Raw genomic sequence first — 19,201 nt, 5'->3', positions numbered from 1 at the left:
ACGGAAAGGATGTCATCATGGAGGAAATTCAAAAAGCCATCCGTCAAATGGAAGCCCACAAGACGGAAGATGCGATAAAAACTCTAACACAATATTTGCCAGAAGCAGATGAAGAAGAGAGGTTCACGATTGCTGAACTATACATGCAATGGGGGATGCTCGAAGAAGCTAAGATGGTGTTGCACGAACTGATACAACGCTATCCTAAAGAACAAGAACTGAAAGTCATGATGGCAGAGATCCACATTGATCTTGATGAAGATGACGAAGCGATTGAACTGCTGGACCAATTTGGGCCGGAAGATGAAGACTACTTGCAAGCGCTCGTGCAGCTTGCGGATCTTTATCAGGCTCAAGGGCTTTTTGAAGTAGCTGAACAGAAGTTATTAATGGCTAAACAAGTGGAGCCGAATTCAGCCATTATTGATTTTGCTTTAGGAGAGCTCGCATTCTCGAATGGGGAATATTCGAAGAGTATCCCTTATTATGAAAATGCAATGCACCATCAGCCGGTCATTGGTGATATTGAAGTTGCCACAAGACTGGCCGAGGCTTATGCAGCTAATGGAGAATTTGAACAAGCACTTGAGTATTTCCAAAAAGTCGAAGAAGATAATCCTGATGTGATGTTTCGCTATGGTTTCGTAGCTTACCAGGCAAATCGTAATGACATTGCCATCCACGTTTGGGAAGAGTTGATTGAAAAGGACCCTTACTTCCAATCGGTTTATCCTCACTTGGCTCAAGCTTATGATTCAGAAGGTATGCCGAAGGAAGCATTGGAAATGGCTAAAAAAGGACTCGCAAAAGATGAATTCAACAAGGAACTCTATCATCTTGCCGGTACGTTATCTCATAGACAGGGAAATAAAGAAGAAGGTTACGAGTGGATGAGAGAAGCGGTTGCTTTGGATCCTGGATATAAAGAAGCCATTCTTTTCCTGATTGAAAATTATAAAGCTGATGATATGAATGATAAGATCATCGATTTGATCAACGAGTTGATCTCGATGGGAGAGGAAGACCCGAATTACTTATGGGAACTTGCTCAAGCATATGAAGAGGAAGAGAGATTCAAGGAGGCTTATGAACAATATCAACAAGCGTATCCTTCCTTGAAGGAAGACACAGACTTCTTGAAATCTTACGGTTATTTCCTTGTAGAAGAAGGAAGGATGTCTGAAGCACGACAGATTTTTGAAGAATACCTGGCGATCGACCCTACAGATACAGAAATTGAGGACTTCGTAGAGCGGCTGAAAGAACAATGAGCTGATTAATAAAGCGCAGGAGGGGCGCCCATATGCAAACACCAATCTCTGTGGATGAGAAAAAAGACTTTGTCCGCTGGTTTTTGAATCACTTTCAGTTGAAAAAGCGAGAGAGTGTTTGGATTCTGAATTATTTAATGAACCATGAATCTCTTTTGTCTAGTGTCCATTTTGTCCAGGAAGTGAAGTTTTGTCCGCGCGGCATGGAAATCAGTGCCCAGGGTGTTTCTGATCCACCTTTCCGTTTTTATAAAGGCCAGGTTATGACGAATGACGCCGAGAAGTCGTTTCACGATTTAAGGATGAACCAAGGAGAACCTGTCTATATTCAAATGAACTTTGAGAATGCACAGCAATGCTCGAAATATGCTCTCGTACTAGAGGAAAACCCTTATCTTCCAAAAGACTACTACTTAAATGACAGAGATAAAAATGAAGCGGAACGCCTGTTGTCTGTCAGTCTTTTGCAACATAGGCAGAAAAGCATAGAAGATCGAATCGACGAAGCTCTGATCAATGGGGAGCGAGACGAATTTAAAGCATTATGCGGAAAGCTTGAGAAAGTCAAGCAGGATTTGAATGCATTTTTATGAGATATGAAAGCCGGAACCTTCAAATGAAGAGGTCCCGGCTTTCATTTTTGTTTAAATATAGTAAAATAAAGAGAAAATGATACATAGATAAAGGATGAAATGAATTATGAGATGGACAAAAGCAGATACTACGCAATACATACCAGAAAAACAGTATATTGATACCGTAATCATTCCCTTGATTCCATTTGATCCGGGGAACGACCAACATATGGTGAAGCAAGCCTTCCAACGGGAGTTGAACCAAGTGTTTACGAACCTGATTGAAAAAGAATACAAGGGGAGGATCTTCCTATCGCCTGATTATTACTATCTTGAAGGATCACAAGCTGACGAAAAAGAGAGGATCAATCGTTGGATTCATAAGTTCAAAGAGCAGCCTTTCCATCACGTGTTTCTTTTTACTTTCGACAGTAAATGGAAAAAATACGAAGGAGAACTTGAGGGACACGTCCTATGGGTGCCTGGCATGGGTTCTGGCGATATTCAGTCTACAGAAACACAGTCGTTCGTTCGTGAGCAAGCTCATCAGATCAGTGAATTGATCCAGGCCTATTGGTAACTGGATAAAAGTTCCGACAAGGTTTGATAATTTATTGACCGCGCCTTAAGATTGCGCTATCATGGTAATGTCCTAGTAAACTGTGTGTAATCAATCCATGTCGCATGGATTACAGCATAGAGGGGGGAAAAGAATGAGCGATAAAAAACGAGTATCCCGACGCCAGTTTCTCAACTACACACTCACTGGTGTAGGCGGTTTCATGGCAGCCGGAATGCTTGCACCGATGGTTCGTTTCGCAATCGATCCTGTATTGAAAACGAAAGAGGGTGGAGATTTCATCTCCGTAGCCTCCGTTGATGAAATTACGAATGAACCGCAGCGTTTTGAATGGACGATCGATCAAGTGGATGCTTGGTATGAATCAGAAGTTCAAAAAACGGCATGGGTGTACAGAAACGAGAATGATGAAATTGTAGCACTATCACCAATTTGTACTCATTTGGGATGTACGGTCGACTGGGCTTCCAACGAGGAGTACCCGAACCAATTCTTCTGTCCATGTCACGCGGGCCGTTATACGAAAGACGGAACCAACGTGCCAGGAACTCCACCGACGGCACCACTGCCACGATTCGAGTTTAAAGTTGAAGAAGGTATGCTTTACCTAGGTGAAACGAAAGATTCAGGAGGGGGGGTATAATACATGCTACAGAAAATTTACGACTGGGTGGACGAGCGTGTAGATATCACCCCGCTTTGGCGTGATATCGCAGATCACGAGGTTCCTGAACACGTAAACCCGGCACACCACTTTTCAGCATTTGTGTATTGTTTTGGTGGATTGACTTTCTTTGTGACGGTCATTCAAATCCTGTCAGGGATGTTCCTGACCATGTATTATGTGCCGGACATTGAAAACGCTTGGAAATCTGTTTATTACTTGCAACGAGAGGTTGCTTACGGTCAAATCGTCCGTGGTATGCACCACTGGGGAGCGAGTCTCGTCATCGTCATGTTATTCTTACATACGCTACGGGTATTCTTCCAGGGAGCCTACAAAAAGCCTCGTGAGTTGAACTGGGTCATTGGTGTACTCTTGTTCTTCGTCATGTTAGGACTGGGCTTCACAGGATACCTGCTACCATGGGATAACAAGGCTTACTTTGCGACTCAGGTCGGTCTTGAAATCGCTGCAGCAACACCTTTTATCGGTGACCAGATTCGAACGCTACTCGCCGGAGATCCATCGATCGTTGGTGCTCAAACGCTTACACGTTTCTTTGCTATTCACGTATTCTTCTTGCCGGCTGCCCTGTTCGGATTAATGGCGTTCCACTTTATCTTAATCCGTAAACAAGGAATTTCCGGACCACTATAAAATGTATCGTTAAAAAGGAGGGAAAGCTGTGCATAGGGGAAAAGGAATGAAATTCGTCGGTGATTCACGAATCACGGCTGAACGAAAAGCCAACTTACCAAAAGACTATTCGGAATACCCAGGCCGTACAGAAGCCTTCTGGCCTAACTTCTTGTTGAAGGAGTGGCTCGTAGGATCTGTGTTCTTGATTGGATTTCTTATTCTGACTGCTGCTCACCCATCACCACTTGAGCAACAGGCGGATCCGAACAACGCAGGTTATATTCCGTTGCCGGACTGGTATTTCTTATTCTTGTATCAATTTCTAAAATATCAATTCGCAGGTGGAGATTACATCGTTCTTGGCGCCATCGTTATGCCAGGCCTAGCCTTCGGTGCTTTGCTGCTTGCGCCATTCCTGGATCGTGGGCCAGAACGTCGCCCTCATAAACGTCCGATTGCTGTCGGATTGATGCTTTTAGGCTTTATCGCCACATTCTGGTTGACTTATGAGTCTGTTTCTCATGCTGATTATGAAATGCGTGCGGAAAAGTACGGAGTCAACGTGGAAGCGGTTGAATCAACGATCGATAAAGAGCATCCTGGATATGCAGTTTATGAAGCGAACTGCTTGAGCTGTCACGGGGATGCTCTGCAAGGACAAGGAAACTATCCATCCTTAATTGATGCTGAATTGACTGTGGACCAAGTCAAAGATATTGCTGTAAACGGTGTCGGTGAGATGCCTTCAGGTATTTTTGGCGGAAGCGATGAAGAGCTTCAGCAACTTGCTGAATTCGTCGTTCAAGCTGGCGGCGGTGAAGCTGGTGGTGAAGGCGGAGAATCTTCCGGTGAAGGATCCGAAGAAGGATCTGAGGAAGGCTCTTCTGAAGAAGGATCCGAGGAGGGTTCTTCTGGTGAAGGTTCTGAAGAGGGATCTTCAGATGAAGGCTCCAGTGATTCAGAAGGCTCTGGATCTGAAGAGTAATTAGATACTTAATTCAATGTAGCCGCGCTTTTCAAAAGCGCGGCTACATTTGTATTGGAGGTACGAGGTAACATGAAACAAATGATCACTTATCTATTGACGAATCGATCATTTTTAATCATGCTTTTCTTCATTAATTTATTTGGAACCATTTACGGATACATATGGTATGAACCTCAGCTTTCTGTGACCGAACCTATCTTTCTGCTGTTTGTTCCTGATAGCCCGACAGCCAGTTTGTTTTTTACTATATTCCTGGGTTTTTACATTTTCGGGAAAAATGTTCCTTACATAGAAGCTCTTGCTATCATTACACTTTTAAAATATGGAGTATGGGCAGTCGTTATGAACGGTTTGACTTTATTAGAATATGGATCGCTTCCATGGACCGGTTATATGTTGATTTTTTCACATGGAGCTATGGCTGTACAAGGTCTTCTGTATGCTTCTTTTTATAAAATAGAAATGAGGCATATTGTCGTTGCCGCCATATGGACGCTACACAATGATGTGATTGATTATGTTTTCGGTCAAATGCCAGTGTATCCAGCCATTGTAGAGTATATGGACGAAATCGGATATTTTACATTTTGGCTTAGTATCGGATGTATCCTTTGTGCCTACGTCTTAACTGTAAAAAGAAAATCCCCGGTCTAAATTTCCTTTCCTTCTCATAAGATGAAATAATACTTGTGAGAGGGGAGAAGTGAAATGGGACGTGCCGTGTTATTGTTCATTTGTTCCCTTATTTTCACACTCGTACCATCGGTCCATGTACATTCATGGTCGGAGGGACCTTCTGATTGGGAAGCTTTTGCATCACAATACCGCCGGTTGGCTGCTGATGAAAAGTTTGACCTTGCTGAGCGGCTTTGGAATAGTAAATATGCGGAAATGGAACAATATATCCAAACCCTACCGGATCACCATAAAGAAACATGGAAACACCTCCATCTCTATAGTTCAACAGATGAGCTTGAAGAAACCAGGTGGGAAGAGGGGCTTCTTACTTTTCTCGAAGTTACTTCGTCTGAAAATCCTTATCCCGTCATAGCAGAGAAGCTGGATCTTTTTTCAGACCGTTCTGTTTCTTCTGTTCCTCTTGAAGACATCGAAGAGGAGTGGAACTTGATACGTCCTGTTGTTATGAATTATGTAGACAGGGCAAAAGTGAAAGAAGCCAATCAAGCGCTGCATGAATTATCGATTATTGATTCTATTACTGGTCGGGAAAATTTCAGCAAAAAAATTACAGAGCTCGTCAAAGGAAAGTCCCAGCAAGACTGGAATGCTTTCTTATCGACAGCCATTTTTATAGGTGGCGCGATATTAGTTACATTGCTTTATGTTGGCGCGATCAATTATAGAGAAAGTTCGAAAAATAGACACAGAATGAAGAGTGGTCATAGTTGATTTTTCATGCATTTTTGACTAAAATTGACCTATATACTCATATCCAAGATGGAGGAATGAAAGATGAGTTTTATTATTTACTTTGCGCTAATATTGATTATTCCACTCTGGGCGCAATCAAAGGTGAAAAGCACCTACAAAAAATATTCAAAAGTTCCGACATCCTCAGCTATGTCAGGAGCCGAAGTAGCTAGAAAAATTCTTGATGATAATGGATTATACAATGTTGCGGTAGAAGAAGTACGCGGACATTTAACTGATCATTATGACCCTCGTTCTAAAGTGATTCGTCTTTCAACAGATATCTACCATGGTCGTTCAACAGCAGGAGCTGCTGTTGCCGCACACGAAGTCGGTCACGCCATTCAAGATGCGCAGGATTATGCGTTTTTACGCTTCCGAAGTGCGCTTGTTCCAGTTGCGAGTTTCGGTTCTAACATTTCCATCTTCCTTATTATCGGTGGATTTCTACTTGGAATGGCAGGACTTGCTCTGGCAGGAATTGTATTCTTCGCGGCTGCTGTGTTGTTCCAATTGATCACTTTACCTGTTGAATTCGATGCCTCAAACCGCGCGATGAGCCAGTTGGTATCAACTGGAGTCATCCGTAATGATGAAGAGCGCAAAACGAAGAAAGTGTTGAACGCTGCGGCGATGACTTACGTCGCTGGTGCTCTCGTTGCACTTGCTGAATTGCTACGCTTTGTATTCATGTTCGTTGGCATGAATGAAGAGTAAATAAGAAAAACCGATCCTTGTAGTAGGATCGGTTTTTTCATTGAGATTTTTTTCATTTAAAGAATTTAGTCGATAGGGTTTTTGTTCTCATCAAGAGTGAAGCCTTCGCCCATCACATCATGTACATGACTAACGGCGACAAATGCATGAGGATCAATATGGTCGATAATTGACTTGAGTCTTACAATTTCATTTTTTCCTATTACGCAATAAAGCACATCCCTCTTCGAACCAGAAAAGGAACCTCTTCCTTCGAGCACGGTTACGCCTCGATCCATCTCCTCCATCACGCGCCTTGAGATTTCTTCACTTTTCTCAGAAATGATTGTGGTACCTCTTGCGGCATATGCCCCTTCTTGGATGAAGTCTATGACTCTTGCTCCGACAAACACAGCTACCAATGTGTACATACCTCTTGTGTATTCGAGATATGTAATAATGGATACAAAAATGACAAGGGCATCAAAGAGGAACATGGCTCTTCCCATACTCCAGCCAAGATACTTATTGATAAGACGAGCGATAATATCGACTCCACCTGTCGTCCCACCGTACCGGAAAATAATGCCCAGTCCCACGCCAATGAACACTCCTGCAAACAGGGCAGCCAATGTAAGATCATCGGCCAGGTTGAATTCAATCATATAGTTCTGAGAAACTGAAATGAAAACGGAGACGGCAAGGATGCCGATTAAGGAATAAAAAAATGTGGTACGACCAAGTATCTTCCATCCGATGATGAGGACCGGAATATTGAGCACAATATTCATAATGGCAGGATCCCATTCAAATAGGTATAAGAGCAGCAAGGTAATTCCAGTAAATCCGCCTTCTCCTAATTCATTTTGAATGTTGAAATGGACGAGTCCGAAAGAAAAGATGGCGGATCCGATTAAGATCCATATGATATTTTTTAAGCGTAGTCCGAAGATTTTCATATGTACACCTCCAATATTTAATCACACGACTTCAATTATAGATAATTCAAGCGATTGCGGCAATAACATCATTTTATATTTGGTATTTGCTGGAGGCTGGTATTGATTATTCATAAGGGAGTTATTGATGTATATGGCAGGATAGTGGAAGACTCGATTTCGAGATGTTTCGGGGGTCGTTGCTTGGGATGAGCGTCAGGGGTTGCTGGGAAGCTACTCGCTTTCCTGTGGGGGAGTGGTGAGCTTCCTCGGACTACGTCCTGCGGGATCTCACCTATCTCCTTTCTCCCACGGGAGTCTCGCAGCTTCCCAGCAACCCCATTCGTCGTATGCGGGTAACGAACCCCTACACCGGGGGAGACTGTCTTCCACTATCTAGGTATTACATGCATAAAACTCTCTATAGCAAGATTTATGCACTCAAAATAGCCATCGTGGGAGTTAGTTTTTCTTCTGTTTTTACTGGGATAAAAGCTGCTTATTCTGGATGTGGTTTCGAGACACTTATATGGTAAAGGGGCGGAGGGAAACGGTGAGACTCCTATGGGACGTGTGGGACAGGTGAGACCCCGGAAGGCGTAGCCTGAGGAGGCTCACCGCCCGCCCCATGGAAAGCGAACTGTTTCCCGGAGCCGCTATACTCCAACAAAACATCTCGAAACTGAGTCTTCAAGAATACGGAGCTTATATAAAATAAACAATAGTGTTTTACGGAAACAATTTTTTATAAGTTTGAACTAAAAAATTTGTCAAATGGCGGCCTTTTGGCTAACATTTAGAGAGAGTCCTTAAAGAAGCGAGGGTTTTTAATGAACTACACGACAAAAGATATCCAACAAAGAGTGGATGAGTACATATCGCAATTTAAAGAAGGTTATTTTTCTCCTCTTAGTCTTCAGGCACGGTTGACAGAAGAAGTGGGAGAGATGGCAAGAGAAATCAACCATCGATATGGGGAGAAACCCAAAAAGAGTACGGAAGAAGATAAAGCTCTTGAAGAAGAGCTTGGCGATGTTATTTTCGTCCTTACATGTTTTGCAAATTCACTGGACATCGACCTCTCTGATGCTTTTGAACAATCCATGAGTAAAATTGAGACGAGAGATAAAGATCGCTGGACACGTAAAGAAGGAGGAACGAATAATGAGTAATATTAAAGTGATTGTCGCAGGCCCGCGTGGTAAAATGGGCAAAGAAGCATTAAAAATGATCCATAATCAATCCACGCTTACACTTGTGGCTTGTATTGATCGAAAGCACGAAGGAATGACTGTGAAAGAACTGGATGGCTTTCCTGATATGGAAGCGGTCATCTATACGGATGCTGCCACGTGTCTGAGTGAAGTGGAAGCTGATGTTCTGATTGATTTGACGACACCTGAGAATGGGTACAAACATACAAAGCTTGCTATTGAAAACGGGGTCAGACCCGTCGTCGGTACAACAGGATTTTCAGAAGATGAACTATCCGAATTGACTACCTTGGCATCGGAACGAGGGATCGGGACCATCATTGCTCCTAACTTCGCTATCGGGGCTGTTCTCATGATGCAATTTTCAAAGTGGGCAGCCAAACATTTTCCGGATGTGGAAATCATCGAAAAGCATCATGACCAAAAGCTTGATGCTCCTTCAGGGACCGCACTTAAAACCGCTGAGTTAATTAAAGAGGTTCGCCATCCTCATAAACAAGGACACGAATCAGAAACTGAGACGCTTGAAGGTGCCCGCGGGGCGGATGTTGATGGAATGAAAATTCACAGTATGAGGCTTCCGGGTCTTGTGGCTCACCAGGAAGTCATCTTTGGTGGACACGGCGAAACACTGACTGTAAAACATGACTCCATTCATCGTGAATCATTTATGAGCGGGGTGAAACTTGCTGCAGAACGTGTGATGGAACTTGACGTCCTCGTTTATGGTCTTGAACACATACTTGACTAACAGGGAGAGGTTTACAATGAATATCGCATTGATTGCGCACGATAAAAAGAAAGAAGATATCATCCGTTTTGCGAAAAAATATCATTCCATCTTATCGAAGCACCAATTGTTTGCTACAGGTACGACAGGGATGAGAATCGCAGACGAAGCAGACTTGAAAGTGACAAGGTTTCAATCCGGGCCGCTCGGCGGCGATCAACAAATCGGAGCTAAAATTGCAAGTGAAGAGATGCATATGGTTGTCTTTTTCCGTGATCCGCTTACAGCACAGCCACATGAACCTGATATTAGTGCTTTGCTGAGGTTATGTGATGTTCATCAAATCCCTGTAGCGACAAACCAAGCAATGGCAGATATTATGATTCAGGCCTTGGATCATGGAGATTTCGATTGGAAAGGCATCATTGAAATGAACAGATAACAGGAGTGATCGATTATGGCTAAAATAGGTATCACTTGTTACCCGACCGTAGGGGGATCAGGTGTCATTGCTACAGAGCTTGGGAAGTTGCTGGCAGAGAAAGGGCATGAAATCCATTTTGTGGCGTCTCAAGTCCCCTTCCGTCTGAACCGTGTATATCCGAATATTTATTATCATGAAGTGGAAGTCAGTAATTATCCAGTATTCCAGCACCCACCTTATGACCTAGCTCTCGCAGCTAAGATGGCAGATGTAATTAATAGAGAGGAATTGGATATTCTCCATGTCCATTATGCGATGCCACATGCCATTTGTGCGATTTTAGCCAAGCAAATGTGTGAACGTGATGTAAAAATTATTACGACGCTTCATGGAACAGATATTACTGTCCTGGGTATAGATTCCAGTCTTAAACAAATGATTCGGTTTGGGATCGAACAGTCGGACAGAGTCACGGCTGTCTCGCAAAGCCTTGTTGACCAAACGAAAGAAATGTTACATACAGACCGGTCCATTGACGTCATTTATAATTTTGTAGATGAAAGGGAGTATTATCGTAAAGATGAACAACGTCTGAAGGAGCACTATGGAATTCATGAAGAAGATGCGGTACTCATCCACATTTCTAATTTTCGAAGAGTAAAAAGAGTGACAGATGTCATCAAAACCTTTGCAGCTGTCGCAGAGCAAATGCCGGCGAAGTTGTTGCTAGTTGGAGACGGTCCGGAATATTCCGAATGTCATCAACTTGTTCAACAGCTAGGGTTAGAGGATCGCGTTCTCTTTTTAGGAAAGCAGGAAAACGTTAGTGAACTCCTTTCAATTTCAGATTTGAAATTATTGTTATCTGAGAAAGAAAGTTTTGGACTTGTCCTTCTTGAAGCCATGGCGTGCGGCGTGCCTTGTATCGGAACTAATATCGGAGGGATCCCAGAAGTTATCGATCATGGGGAAACCGGTTTTATCGCAGAACTTGGAAATGTTGAACAAATTTCCTACTTCGCCAAAAAAGTATTAGAGAATAAGGATCTGCATCAAACGATGGCTGAACAATCGAAAAGAGTCGTTCAGAATAAGTTCGCAACAAACACAATCCTTAGACAGTACGAAACTCTTTATGAACAGGTGTTGAATCATGAGTGATCACGAAGTATTCGAACCTGCCTTTGAAGTAATTCAAAAGATTGAGGAAGCTGGGGGCGAAGCTTACATCGTCGGTGGTGCTGTTCGTGACTATTTAAGCGGCATACCTGTCAATGATATCGATATTGCTACTTCAGAAACCCCTGAACGGATCCAGGAAATATTTGAAAAAGTCATCCCTGTAGGAATTGAGCATGGCACCGTAATCGTGCGCCATCGTTCTGTTTCATACGAAGTTACGACATATCGTGTAGAAGAAGGTTATGAAGACTACCGTCATCCAGATGAGGTGACCTTCGTCCGGGATATCACCCTTGATTTGGCGCGAAGAGACTTTACGATTAATGCAATCGCTATGAGTAGAAACGGCAACCTTATTGATCCTTACCACGGACATGATGCTATACGAAAGGAAAGGATCGAAGCTGTTGGTCAGCCAGCTGAGCGATTTCAAGAAGATCCGTTACGAATGATGAGAGCTGTCAGGTTTGCCAGCCAACTTTCATTCCAGATTGAAAAGAAGACAGAAGAAGCATTGAATCGCTTGTCTCATTTACTTCAATACATTTCCATTGAAAGAATTGCAGTGGAAACGGAGAAAATTTTCAGAGGGTCGGATTATGCATTAGGATTACACTTACTGTATACGACAGGGTTGAAGAATCATCTGCCAATTCTTAAAGACTTGGAAATCCATAGAAATGTGCCGAATTCACCTCTAGTTGGATGGCATGAGATTATCGCTTTTTATGTGTTGCAATATCCACAGTTATCAGCAGAAAATTTCATAAAGTCATGGAAACTTTCAAAGGATACAAAGAAAAAAACAATTCAGTTATTGTACGCCTATAAACAGTATGAAATAGAGAAGAATGTGACAGCATGGCTTGTTTATCAATTAGATGAAGAACTCTTCCCATCGTTCTCTAGATTGTTCTCTGCTTTACACCAAGAAGATGTAAACTTGGACAAGACTTTGATGGAGATGAAAGAACAGCTTCCTATTCCTAACAAAAGGGAGCTGACTTTCCAAGCCAAAGACCTTCTGCAATTGTTTTCAGATTTACCGAAAGGTCCATGGATCTCAGAATGGATGGATACGATTGAACACCATGTGGTCACAGGGGAAATGGAAAACGATTATGAAAAGATAAAGGAGTGGGTGAGGGAATGGAATCCACCCGCAAGGAATTAATCGAGTTACTGAATAACGTAGAGGGTCATATATCAGGCCAGGAACTTTCCGACCAGCTGGGAATATCAAGGACAGCCGTTTGGAAGCATATGAACGAATTAAAAAAGGACGGATATGAAATTGAAGCCGTCCAACGTAGAGGTTATAAAATTTTGTCTTCCCCCGATAAGATCAGTGAGAACACCCTTAGGTGGGGATTGGGCACAAAATGGATCGGTCATGAATTGCATCATTACGACCAGGTAGAATCTACCCAGGAAATTGTGCATCAGCTTGCTAAACAGGGAAAACCCCATGGAACCGTAGTCATTGCAGATGAGCAAGTGAAAGGGAAAGGGCGAATGTCGAGAAATTGGGATTCACCGAAAGGAAAGGGGATATGGATGAGTGTCCTCTTACGCCCGAATCTACCTCCTGTGCAAGCACCTCAAATCACTCTCCTGGCAGCAACTGTATTAGCAAGGATGATTGCAGAAAGGTCTGCGTTGGTTCCACAAATCAAATGGCCCAATGATTTATTGATCAATCATAAGAAAGTGTCCGGAATTCTTACTGAAATGCAAGCAGAACAGGATACCATCCAATATATTGTGCTGGGTATGGGAATGAACGTAAACCAAGAAGACCGAGAAATCCCTGCAGATATTAAATACAAAGCATCTTCACTGAAAATCGAATCCAGACAGCATTGGAATATTCAACAAACGGTTCAGCACATTCTCCGTCTTTTTGAAGAAACGTATGAACGGTTTGAGGCCAATGGGTTTGCATCCATTAAAAAAGATTGGGAGCACTTCGGATACAAAATCGGCGAAGAAGTGACCATATCTACAATGAAAAAAACGTGGCAAGCGACCCTTATAGGAATTGAGCCTGATGGAGCTTTGCGCGCGAAAAGCAAAGACGGAGAAGAAGAGAAACTATATTCAGCGGAAATTCACTGGGGAGAGGGAGGATATCATGCGTAATAAGGGACAGTTCCTTCGTATGAAGCATGACAAAGATAAAATCGTTATGATCACAAGTTATGATTATCCATCAGCGAAAATGTCAGAAGAAGCGAATGTTGATATGATTCTCATCGGAGACAGCTTGGGAATGACGGTCCTTGGTTATGACTCAACGATCCCGGTGACGATGGAAGATATGATCCACCATGGAAAAGCGGTCTATCGTGGTGCACCTGACACATTCAAAGTCATAGATATGCCCTTCATGTCCTATCATATTTCCACAGAGGATACGTTGAAAAATGCGCGTAGACTTTATCAGGAAACAGGAGCTCAGGCATTGAAGCTTGAAGGAAGCGGCGAGGTCTCTGAAGTGATGAAAAAGCTTGTCCATGCCGGGATACCTGTGGTCGGACATATCGGTTTGACTCCGCAATCGGTCAATGTTCTCGGGGGTTACAAGGTTCAGGGGAAAGATCAGGGATCAGCCGAACGACTCATCGAAGAAGCGCTTGAAATCGAAGCGGCTGGTGCAATGGCTCTTGTTCTAGAGTGTGTTCCTAGGCAGTTAGCAGAGAAAATTACGAACCGCTTGTCCATCCCAACAATCGGGATTGGTGCCGGGGCAGAGTGCGATGGCCAGGTTCTCGTTTACCACGATATACTAAAATATGGGGTTGATCGATTACCAAAGTTCGTCAAGCCATATATTGACAGCAACCATCTTCTAGGAGAAGCGGTACAATCTTATGTGAAAGATGTGAAGATGAAGGCATTTCCTGAAGAAGCCCATACATTTACGATGAACCTTAATGAACTGCCAGAGGAGTAAGGTGTAAAATGAAAGTATTAAGAGAAATAGATCAAGTGAGCACATTAGTTTCAGAGTGGACGAAAAATGGGGAGAGTATTGGCTTCGTCCCTACGATGGGCTACCTTCATGAAGGGCATATCCGCCTTATTAAAGAAGCGAAGAAGGAAAATGATAAAGTGATTCTCAGCATTTTCGTGAACCCGCTGCAATTTGGGGAAGGGGAAGATTTGGATACATACCCTCGTGATGAGGAACATGATCGAAAGGCAGCAAAAGTAAACGGTGTTGATCTTGTTTTTCTTCCTACCAATGAAACGATGTATCCGCAGTCATTATCCGTTAATATGACGGTTACCAAACGGACGAATGTTTTATGTGGAAAGACCCGTCCGGGTCACTTTGATGGGGTAGTTACCGTCCTCACTAAGTTATTCAATATTACAAGACCTGACAACGTCTACTTCGGAATGAAGGATGCACAACAGGTAGCTGTCGTAGATGCGTTGATCAAAGATTATAATATGCCTGTCAATCTCATCCCTGTCCCTACGGTAAGAGAGGAAGACGGTCTTGCGAAAAGCAGTAGAAATGTCCGTCTCTCCGATAAGGAACGAAGAGAGGCTCCGTCCATACAGGAAGCGCTGCAGTATGGCAGGAGACTTGTTATGGAAGGACAAAGGTCCAAAGAATTAATCATTGAGGCGACAGAGAAGTTTCTTGAACAGAAAACTCGTGGTAAGATAGATTATATTGAATTATTATCTTATCCTGAGTTAGAATTTATAGAGAAGATCGATCGTCCTGTGATTCTCGCTGCGGCTGTATTTTATGACAATGTGAGGTTGATTGACAATGTCGTTTTCGATCATGAAGGACATGTCATTTATGGGTGATCGTCAAGGAGGTCATTTCATATGTTACGTACAATGATGAAAGCGAAAATACACCGGGCACGCGTAACGGAAGCGAATTTGAATTATGTTGGAAGTGTGACGATCGATCAGGATTTGCTTGATCAAGTCGGTATACTTCCCCATGAAAAAGTGCAGATTGTTAACAATAATAATGGTGAACGTCTTGAGACCTATGTGATTGCTGGTGAGCGTGGGAGTGGTGTTATCTGCCTGAATGGTGCAGCGGCCCGCCGTGTCCAGCCGGATGATATTATCATTATTGTTTCCTATGCGATGCTTAATGAAGAGGAACTTGAAGAATTTCGTCCAAAGATTGCCCTGATGGATGAGAATAACAAGGTCGAGAAAATCATCGAGGAAGAACCACCTTTACAAGCATTGCCATTATAAGAAGTGACTAGCGAGTGAAGAAAGGATCTATGCCACGGTCTTAGGCAAGGTCCTTCCTTTTTGTTGTGAAAGTAGGGATGAACATGAAAAGATTTGCAATTGTGGATTTAGAGACAACAGGAAATGCGGCTTCAAAAGGGGATCGCATCATAGAAATCGGTGTCGTTGTTATGGAGGAAAATGGGACCATCGTGGAAGAGTTTTCTTCCCTTGTTTATCCAGAAAAAGAGATCCCTCCGTTTATTCGGTCATTAACCGGAATTGAAAATGACGATGTTTTAGATGCACCGCTCTTTTCTGAAATTGTAGGGGATGTCTATCCTCTGTTTCAACATGCTTACATTGTGGCGCATAACATCGAATTCGATCTGGGTTTTCTAAATGATGAATTGGTACGGTGCGGTTATCAACCTTTACATAATCCGATTATTGATACCGTAGAATTCGCACGCATTCTTATGCCGACTTCTCCTACTTTCAAGCTGGGACAGCTGGCAGAACGGTTAGAGATGGGCCATGATCGACCACACCGAGCATTGTCAGACGCTCAAGTAACCGCTGATCTGCTCCTTTATTTATTGAAAGAACTTCAGCGTCTCCCAGAGCGCACGATCCAGCATCTGTTAAAAATCGAAGGGAAATTGAAAAGTGATTTCAGAGAGTTCTTTCTGAAGTATTTGGAGGAAAAGCGGTATGGCAGCAACAACGAATCTGATGTGATGCTTAAGCACGGGATTGCCGTCCGTAAGCAAGTACCGGATCGTGCACCTAAAACCATTCAACTTCCACCGTTCAATACGTGGAAAGCGCAAGTGTTTGAAGGAGAAAATGGCCTTGGAAGTCTGCTTCCTGATTATGAAATCCGCAAAGGACAGCAGGATATGACAGCAAGTGTCAAGCAAGCTCTTGAAGAGAACAATCATGCGATATTAGAAGCAGGTGCTGGAACGGGCAAGTCAGTCGCTTACCTACTATCCGCAGCTTTCCAGGCTATGGAAAGTGGAAAACGTGTCGTCATTTCCACCCATACGACGAGTCTGCAAAAACAATTGCTGGAAGAAGAAATACCTAAGGTCGAGCGGATGTTTCCCCGCCCGATTAAGGCTGTACTTTATAAAGGGAAATCTCATTACATTAGTTTAATTCACTTCCATTATGAGCTTGAGAGGTCGTATCAAGATAATTATGATATTGCACTGACAAAGGCGATGATTCTCGTTTGGTTGACCATAACCCGTACGGGGGACGTGGATGAAATTCAACTTCCGTCTAATGGCAGACAATTTTGGCATAAAGTATCATCGGAACAGTCAAGCAAAACCGTAAGGCTCGGTTTTACTGACGACAGCTTTTTCCAATGGGCCCAGGAGAAAGCGGCTCAAGCGGACCTTGTGATTACAAATCACGCTCTTCTTTGCATGGATATAATGAAAGAGGAATCAGCCCTGCCGGATTATGAGCATGTGATTATTGACGAAGCTCATCATTTGGAAGCAGTGGCTAGTCGGTACTTTGGAGTACGAATGAATTATCGTGAACTTCAACGGCATTTGACCCAATTTGGAGAGATCTTTCATAAGAGTCTTTATAAGGAATGGTCTTTGCAGGAAGATTTTTATATGAACCTGATGAAAGGCCAACAATCTATTGATGAGGCGAAAGAAGAGCTGAGTCATCTTTCGCGTTATATTTATCAAAGTGTCAAAAAGCAGAAGAGGTTTGGGAAAGGGAAGAGTGATATTGGACGTACCCAGCTTCTTTTAAAACCTGGAGAGATGCCGTCATTCATTGACACAGCTAAAGAAATGTCCCATCGTTTCTTAGCTATGATAAAAAAATTGATTGTCCACATGGGAAAAATGGAAGAACAACTGAGAATGCAGCTTGCGGTTAGAGAAGACTACAGTATTCCCATTCTTCTCTCACGGTTGAACAATCAAATTGATGTATGCCACCAGATTCGCTCCCAGCTCATTCATTATTTTGATTTCACAAGAGAAGAAGAAGTGAAATGGGTGGAAATTGAAGGAGAAGGAGCCGTAAACGCGATCTATTTATTTAGTGAACCTTACGATGTCGCTCACCTTCTCGAACAACGGCTTTTTAGTAGAAAGCGTAGTGCAATATTGACGAGTGCCACTTTATCAACAGATGGTTCCTTCCAGTACATTCGAAAGTCCTTGGGGTTAAAAGACTTTGCCAATACCATTGAAGCTGTCATTCCATCTCCCTATCAGTTTAAGGAGCAGGTCCAGCTTATGGTACCGAATGATTTCCCAAACATAAAAAATGATCCCGACTCGTTTGTTGAAGCTCTTAGTGAAGCCATTTATTCTGTTGCTGAAGTGACAAAAGGGAGAATGCTTGTTTTATTTACTTCTTATGAAATGCTTCGTCAAACCTACACACTTCTAAAAGAGTTTATTGACCCAGAAGAGTTCATGGTTTTCGCACAAGGCGTATCAAGTGGAAGTAGAGATCGTTTGAAAAAAAACTTTCAAGCGTTCGATCAGGCTATTCTCTTAGGGACGAGTTCTTTCTGGGAAGGTGTGGACATACCTGGAGAAGATCTCTCCTGTCTAATGATGGTCCGTTTACCTTTTCAACCACCAGATCAGCCTATACAATCGATGAGGAACGAACGAATGCAAAAAGAAGGGAAAAATTCCTTTATGGAGAAATCCCTGCCTCATGCAATCATCCGGTTCAAACAAGGTTTTGGAAGATTAATTCGAAGCAGTTCTGATCGAGGAGTCGTCTTTATTTGTGATCAACGGTTGATAGAGGCAAGGTATGGGAAATACTTCCTGAATTCCTTACCAGAAGTCCCCGTATCTTATGAGTCCACCCGTCAATTGATTAATAAGATTGAAAAATGGCTCTGACGCTAGCGCATTGGACTAGACGAACCTGTTATAATAAAAAGCGGACCCCGCACAATGGAGGTTTTTAACCGATGGAAAATAAGATTGAAACGTTATCGACGGTCAGAATCCAAAAGTCTGATGATCTTTATAAAATTGTCGATACATTGAACCGCACACTGAAAGAAAATAATCTGATGTTTGGGTTGGCACTGGATGATGACGATGCTGAGACCGCAGTCTTCACCATTTACCGTACCTAGTTGGTTGAAGTGGAGCCTTGCGATAGTAGGAATCCTCTTTATTCTAGCTTTTATCCTTTTCCTATGGGTATATATAGATGTGAATCAGGACCGGAAAGAGGGTCACCCTCAAGCGGAAGCGATTGCTAGAGAACAAGGGGACCTTACAAGGATCGACCATGTTTCTACATACCATGGCGCAAGAGAATTTCATATCGTCCAAGGAATCAACGAATCCAAAGAAGCATCAATTTTATTCATGGACATAAAGGAAAAAAAGATCCTTGATGAGGTTCCTAAAGAAGAAGCGCTGCCTTTGGAGGAGATGCGCTCCCGGTGGGGGAATACTTGCTCCAATTGTACATTCAAAGATATACAATATGGTTTTGAGGAAAACGAACCTGTCTTTCAATTGACTTATATCGATGAACAGAACCGTTACGTACTGGATTATTTTACATTGCAGGGTGAAGCGTTTGATCAGCGTTTTGCTTTCAGACAGAATGAGTAAAAGGAGTGAA

At 42.8% G+C, this 19,201-nt stretch carries 22 protein-coding genes; 21 read left to right on the top strand and 1 reads right to left on the bottom strand.

Features of this window, described 5'->3' with window-relative positions:
- Positions 1–17: 17 nt before the first annotated feature.
- From DYE48_RS09140 to DYE48_RS09100, 9 genes are all read left to right on the top strand, one after another.
- Entirely contained in the window at positions 18–1,271 is a 1,254-nt protein-coding gene (locus tag DYE48_RS09140; protein ID WP_115823337.1) for a tetratricopeptide repeat protein, read from the top strand.
- Positions 1,272–1,303: 32 nt separating this feature from the next.
- Complete coding sequence (locus DYE48_RS09135; protein WP_089652570.1) at positions 1,304–1,864, top strand: ReoY family proteolytic degradation factor; 561 nt, start codon at positions 1,304–1,306, stop codon at positions 1,862–1,864.
- Between the two features lie 106 nt (positions 1,865–1,970).
- A complete protein-coding gene (locus DYE48_RS09130) occupies positions 1,971–2,426 on the top strand; it encodes a YpiF family protein (protein ID WP_115823336.1) in 456 nt (151 codons plus the stop codon).
- A 133-nt stretch (positions 2,427–2,559) separates the two neighbouring features.
- Complete coding sequence (locus tag DYE48_RS09125; RefSeq protein WP_115823335.1) at positions 2,560–3,069, top strand: QcrA and Rieske domain-containing protein; 510 nt, start codon at positions 2,560–2,562, stop codon at positions 3,067–3,069.
- Positions 3,070–3,072: 3 nt separating this feature from the next.
- The gene (gene qcrB / locus DYE48_RS09120; protein ID WP_035504929.1) at positions 3,073–3,747 is read left to right on the top strand and encodes a menaquinol-cytochrome c reductase cytochrome b subunit; all 675 of its coding nucleotides are present in this window, start codon (positions 3,073–3,075) and stop codon (positions 3,745–3,747) included.
- 28 nt (positions 3,748–3,775) lie between these two features.
- Entirely contained in the window at positions 3,776–4,714 is a 939-nt protein-coding gene (locus DYE48_RS09115; RefSeq protein ID WP_115823334.1) for a menaquinol-cytochrome c reductase cytochrome b/c subunit, read from the top strand.
- Between the two features lie 81 nt (positions 4,715–4,795).
- Positions 4,796–5,371 (top strand): lipoprotein heptaprenylglyceryl N-acetyltransferase LhaT, encoded by a 576-nt coding sequence (gene lhaT / locus DYE48_RS09110; protein ID WP_167449479.1) that lies wholly within the window; start codon positions 4,796–4,798, stop codon positions 5,369–5,371.
- A 54-nt stretch (positions 5,372–5,425) separates the two neighbouring features.
- Positions 5,426–6,127 (top strand): Rho GTPase-activating protein, encoded by a 702-nt coding sequence (locus DYE48_RS09105; protein ID WP_115823332.1) that lies wholly within the window; start codon positions 5,426–5,428, stop codon positions 6,125–6,127.
- Between the two features lie 63 nt (positions 6,128–6,190).
- Positions 6,191–6,865, top strand: coding sequence for a zinc metallopeptidase (locus DYE48_RS09100; RefSeq protein WP_089652564.1), 675 nt, complete (start codon positions 6,191–6,193; stop codon positions 6,863–6,865).
- A gap of 65 nt (positions 6,866–6,930) precedes the next feature.
- On the opposite strand, the gene DYE48_RS09095 is transcribed toward DYE48_RS09100, so the two are convergent.
- Positions 6,931–7,803 (bottom strand): YitT family protein, encoded by an 873-nt coding sequence (locus DYE48_RS09095; protein WP_115823331.1) that lies wholly within the window; start codon positions 7,801–7,803, stop codon positions 6,931–6,933.
- An 809-nt stretch (positions 7,804–8,612) separates the two neighbouring features.
- Here DYE48_RS09095 and DYE48_RS09090 point away from each other — a divergent pair.
- From DYE48_RS09090 to DYE48_RS09035, 12 genes are all read left to right on the top strand, one after another.
- On the top strand, positions 8,613–8,954 hold the full coding sequence (locus DYE48_RS09090) for a nucleotide pyrophosphohydrolase (protein WP_115823330.1): 342 nt from the start codon (positions 8,613–8,615) through the stop codon (positions 8,952–8,954).
- Positions 8,947–9,747 (top strand): 4-hydroxy-tetrahydrodipicolinate reductase, encoded by an 801-nt coding sequence (dapB, locus tag DYE48_RS09085; protein WP_115823329.1) that lies wholly within the window; start codon positions 8,947–8,949, stop codon positions 9,745–9,747. Before DYE48_RS09090 ends, dapB begins: the two co-directional genes overlap by 8 nt.
- Before the next feature lie 16 nt (positions 9,748–9,763).
- On the top strand, positions 9,764–10,168 hold the full coding sequence (locus DYE48_RS09080) for a methylglyoxal synthase (RefSeq protein WP_089652560.1): 405 nt from the start codon (positions 9,764–9,766) through the stop codon (positions 10,166–10,168).
- Positions 10,169–10,183: 15 nt separating this feature from the next.
- Positions 10,184–11,311: an N-acetyl-alpha-D-glucosaminyl L-malate synthase BshA gene (gene bshA, locus DYE48_RS09075; RefSeq protein WP_208639646.1), complete on the top strand. Its 1,128-nt coding sequence runs from the start codon at positions 10,184–10,186 to the stop codon at positions 11,309–11,311.
- Positions 11,304–12,506 (top strand): CCA tRNA nucleotidyltransferase, encoded by a 1,203-nt coding sequence (locus DYE48_RS09070; protein ID WP_115823327.1) that lies wholly within the window; start codon positions 11,304–11,306, stop codon positions 12,504–12,506. Before bshA ends, DYE48_RS09070 begins: the two co-directional genes overlap by 8 nt.
- Entirely contained in the window at positions 12,482–13,474 is a 993-nt protein-coding gene (locus DYE48_RS09065) for a biotin--[acetyl-CoA-carboxylase] ligase (protein ID WP_115823326.1), read from the top strand. Before DYE48_RS09070 ends, DYE48_RS09065 begins: the two co-directional genes overlap by 25 nt.
- On the top strand, positions 13,467–14,288 hold the full coding sequence (panB, locus tag DYE48_RS09060; protein ID WP_115823325.1) for a 3-methyl-2-oxobutanoate hydroxymethyltransferase: 822 nt from the start codon (positions 13,467–13,469) through the stop codon (positions 14,286–14,288). The genes DYE48_RS09065 and panB overlap by 8 nt, the downstream gene beginning before the upstream one ends.
- Before the next feature lie 8 nt (positions 14,289–14,296).
- Positions 14,297–15,163, top strand: a complete 867-nt coding sequence (gene panC, locus DYE48_RS09055; RefSeq protein ID WP_115823324.1) for a pantoate--beta-alanine ligase — start codon at positions 14,297–14,299, stop codon at positions 15,161–15,163.
- A 21-nt stretch (positions 15,164–15,184) separates the two neighbouring features.
- The gene (gene panD / locus DYE48_RS09050) at positions 15,185–15,574 is read left to right on the top strand and encodes an aspartate 1-decarboxylase (RefSeq protein WP_089652554.1); all 390 of its coding nucleotides are present in this window, start codon (positions 15,185–15,187) and stop codon (positions 15,572–15,574) included.
- A gap of 83 nt (positions 15,575–15,657) precedes the next feature.
- Complete coding sequence (dinG, locus tag DYE48_RS09045) at positions 15,658–18,459, top strand: ATP-dependent DNA helicase DinG (protein ID WP_115823323.1); 2,802 nt, start codon at positions 15,658–15,660, stop codon at positions 18,457–18,459.
- Between the two features lie 71 nt (positions 18,460–18,530).
- Entirely contained in the window at positions 18,531–18,701 is a 171-nt protein-coding gene (locus tag DYE48_RS09040) for a YpmA family protein (protein ID WP_089652552.1), read from the top strand.
- Positions 18,664–19,191: a cell wall elongation regulator TseB-like domain-containing protein gene (locus DYE48_RS09035; protein WP_167449477.1), complete on the top strand. Its 528-nt coding sequence runs from the start codon at positions 18,664–18,666 to the stop codon at positions 19,189–19,191. The genes DYE48_RS09040 and DYE48_RS09035 overlap by 38 nt, the downstream gene beginning before the upstream one ends.
- Positions 19,192–19,201 lie beyond the last annotated feature (10 nt).

The sequence above is a fragment of the Halobacillus trueperi genome (assembly GCF_003386945.1).
GTDB classification, from domain to species: domain Bacteria; phylum Bacillota; class Bacilli; order Bacillales; family Halobacillaceae; genus Halobacillus; species Halobacillus aidingensis.
The sequence above is the reverse complement of the archived record's forward strand: the minus strand, read 5'-3'. Positions and strand labels throughout refer to the sequence as shown.

What these genes read in the sequence shown, in the direction of transcription:
- DYE48_RS09140 (WP_115823337.1), top strand. Translation starts at nt 18, where the DNA reads ATGGAGGAAATTCAAAAAGCCATCCGTCAAATGGAAGCCCACAAGACG.
- DYE48_RS09135 (WP_089652570.1), top strand. Translation starts at nt 1,304, where the DNA reads ATGCAAACACCAATCTCTGTGGATGAGAAAAAAGACTTTGTCCGCTGG.
- DYE48_RS09130 (WP_115823336.1), top strand. Translation starts at nt 1,971, where the DNA reads ATGAGATGGACAAAAGCAGATACTACGCAATACATACCAGAAAAACAG.
- DYE48_RS09125 (WP_115823335.1), top strand. Translation starts at nt 2,560, where the DNA reads ATGAGCGATAAAAAACGAGTATCCCGACGCCAGTTTCTCAACTACACA.
- qcrB (WP_035504929.1), top strand. Translation starts at nt 3,073, where the DNA reads ATGCTACAGAAAATTTACGACTGGGTGGACGAGCGTGTAGATATCACC.
- lhaT (WP_167449479.1), top strand. Translation starts at nt 4,796, where the DNA reads ATGATCACTTATCTATTGACGAATCGATCATTTTTAATCATGCTTTTC.
- DYE48_RS09105 (WP_115823332.1), top strand. Translation starts at nt 5,426, where the DNA reads ATGGGACGTGCCGTGTTATTGTTCATTTGTTCCCTTATTTTCACACTC.
- DYE48_RS09100 (WP_089652564.1), top strand. Translation starts at nt 6,191, where the DNA reads ATGAGTTTTATTATTTACTTTGCGCTAATATTGATTATTCCACTCTGG.
- DYE48_RS09095 (WP_115823331.1), bottom strand. Translation starts at nt 7,803, where the DNA reads ATGAAAATCTTCGGACTACGCTTAAAAAATATCATATGGATCTTAATC.
- DYE48_RS09090 (WP_115823330.1), top strand. Translation starts at nt 8,613, where the DNA reads ATGAACTACACGACAAAAGATATCCAACAAAGAGTGGATGAGTACATA.
- dapB (WP_115823329.1), top strand. Translation starts at nt 8,947, where the DNA reads ATGAGTAATATTAAAGTGATTGTCGCAGGCCCGCGTGGTAAAATGGGC.
- DYE48_RS09080 (WP_089652560.1), top strand. Translation starts at nt 9,764, where the DNA reads ATGAATATCGCATTGATTGCGCACGATAAAAAGAAAGAAGATATCATC.
- bshA (WP_208639646.1), top strand. Translation starts at nt 10,184, where the DNA reads ATGGCTAAAATAGGTATCACTTGTTACCCGACCGTAGGGGGATCAGGT.
- DYE48_RS09070 (WP_115823327.1), top strand. Translation starts at nt 11,304, where the DNA reads ATGAGTGATCACGAAGTATTCGAACCTGCCTTTGAAGTAATTCAAAAG.
- DYE48_RS09065 (WP_115823326.1), top strand. Translation starts at nt 12,482, where the DNA reads ATGGAATCCACCCGCAAGGAATTAATCGAGTTACTGAATAACGTAGAG.
- panB (WP_115823325.1), top strand. Translation starts at nt 13,467, where the DNA reads ATGCGTAATAAGGGACAGTTCCTTCGTATGAAGCATGACAAAGATAAA.
- panC (WP_115823324.1), top strand. Translation starts at nt 14,297, where the DNA reads ATGAAAGTATTAAGAGAAATAGATCAAGTGAGCACATTAGTTTCAGAG.
- panD (WP_089652554.1), top strand. Translation starts at nt 15,185, where the DNA reads ATGTTACGTACAATGATGAAAGCGAAAATACACCGGGCACGCGTAACG.
- dinG (WP_115823323.1), top strand. Translation starts at nt 15,658, where the DNA reads ATGAAAAGATTTGCAATTGTGGATTTAGAGACAACAGGAAATGCGGCT.
- DYE48_RS09040 (WP_089652552.1), top strand. Translation starts at nt 18,531, where the DNA reads ATGGAAAATAAGATTGAAACGTTATCGACGGTCAGAATCCAAAAGTCT.
- DYE48_RS09035 (WP_167449477.1), top strand. Translation starts at nt 18,664, where the DNA reads ATGCTGAGACCGCAGTCTTCACCATTTACCGTACCTAGTTGGTTGAAG.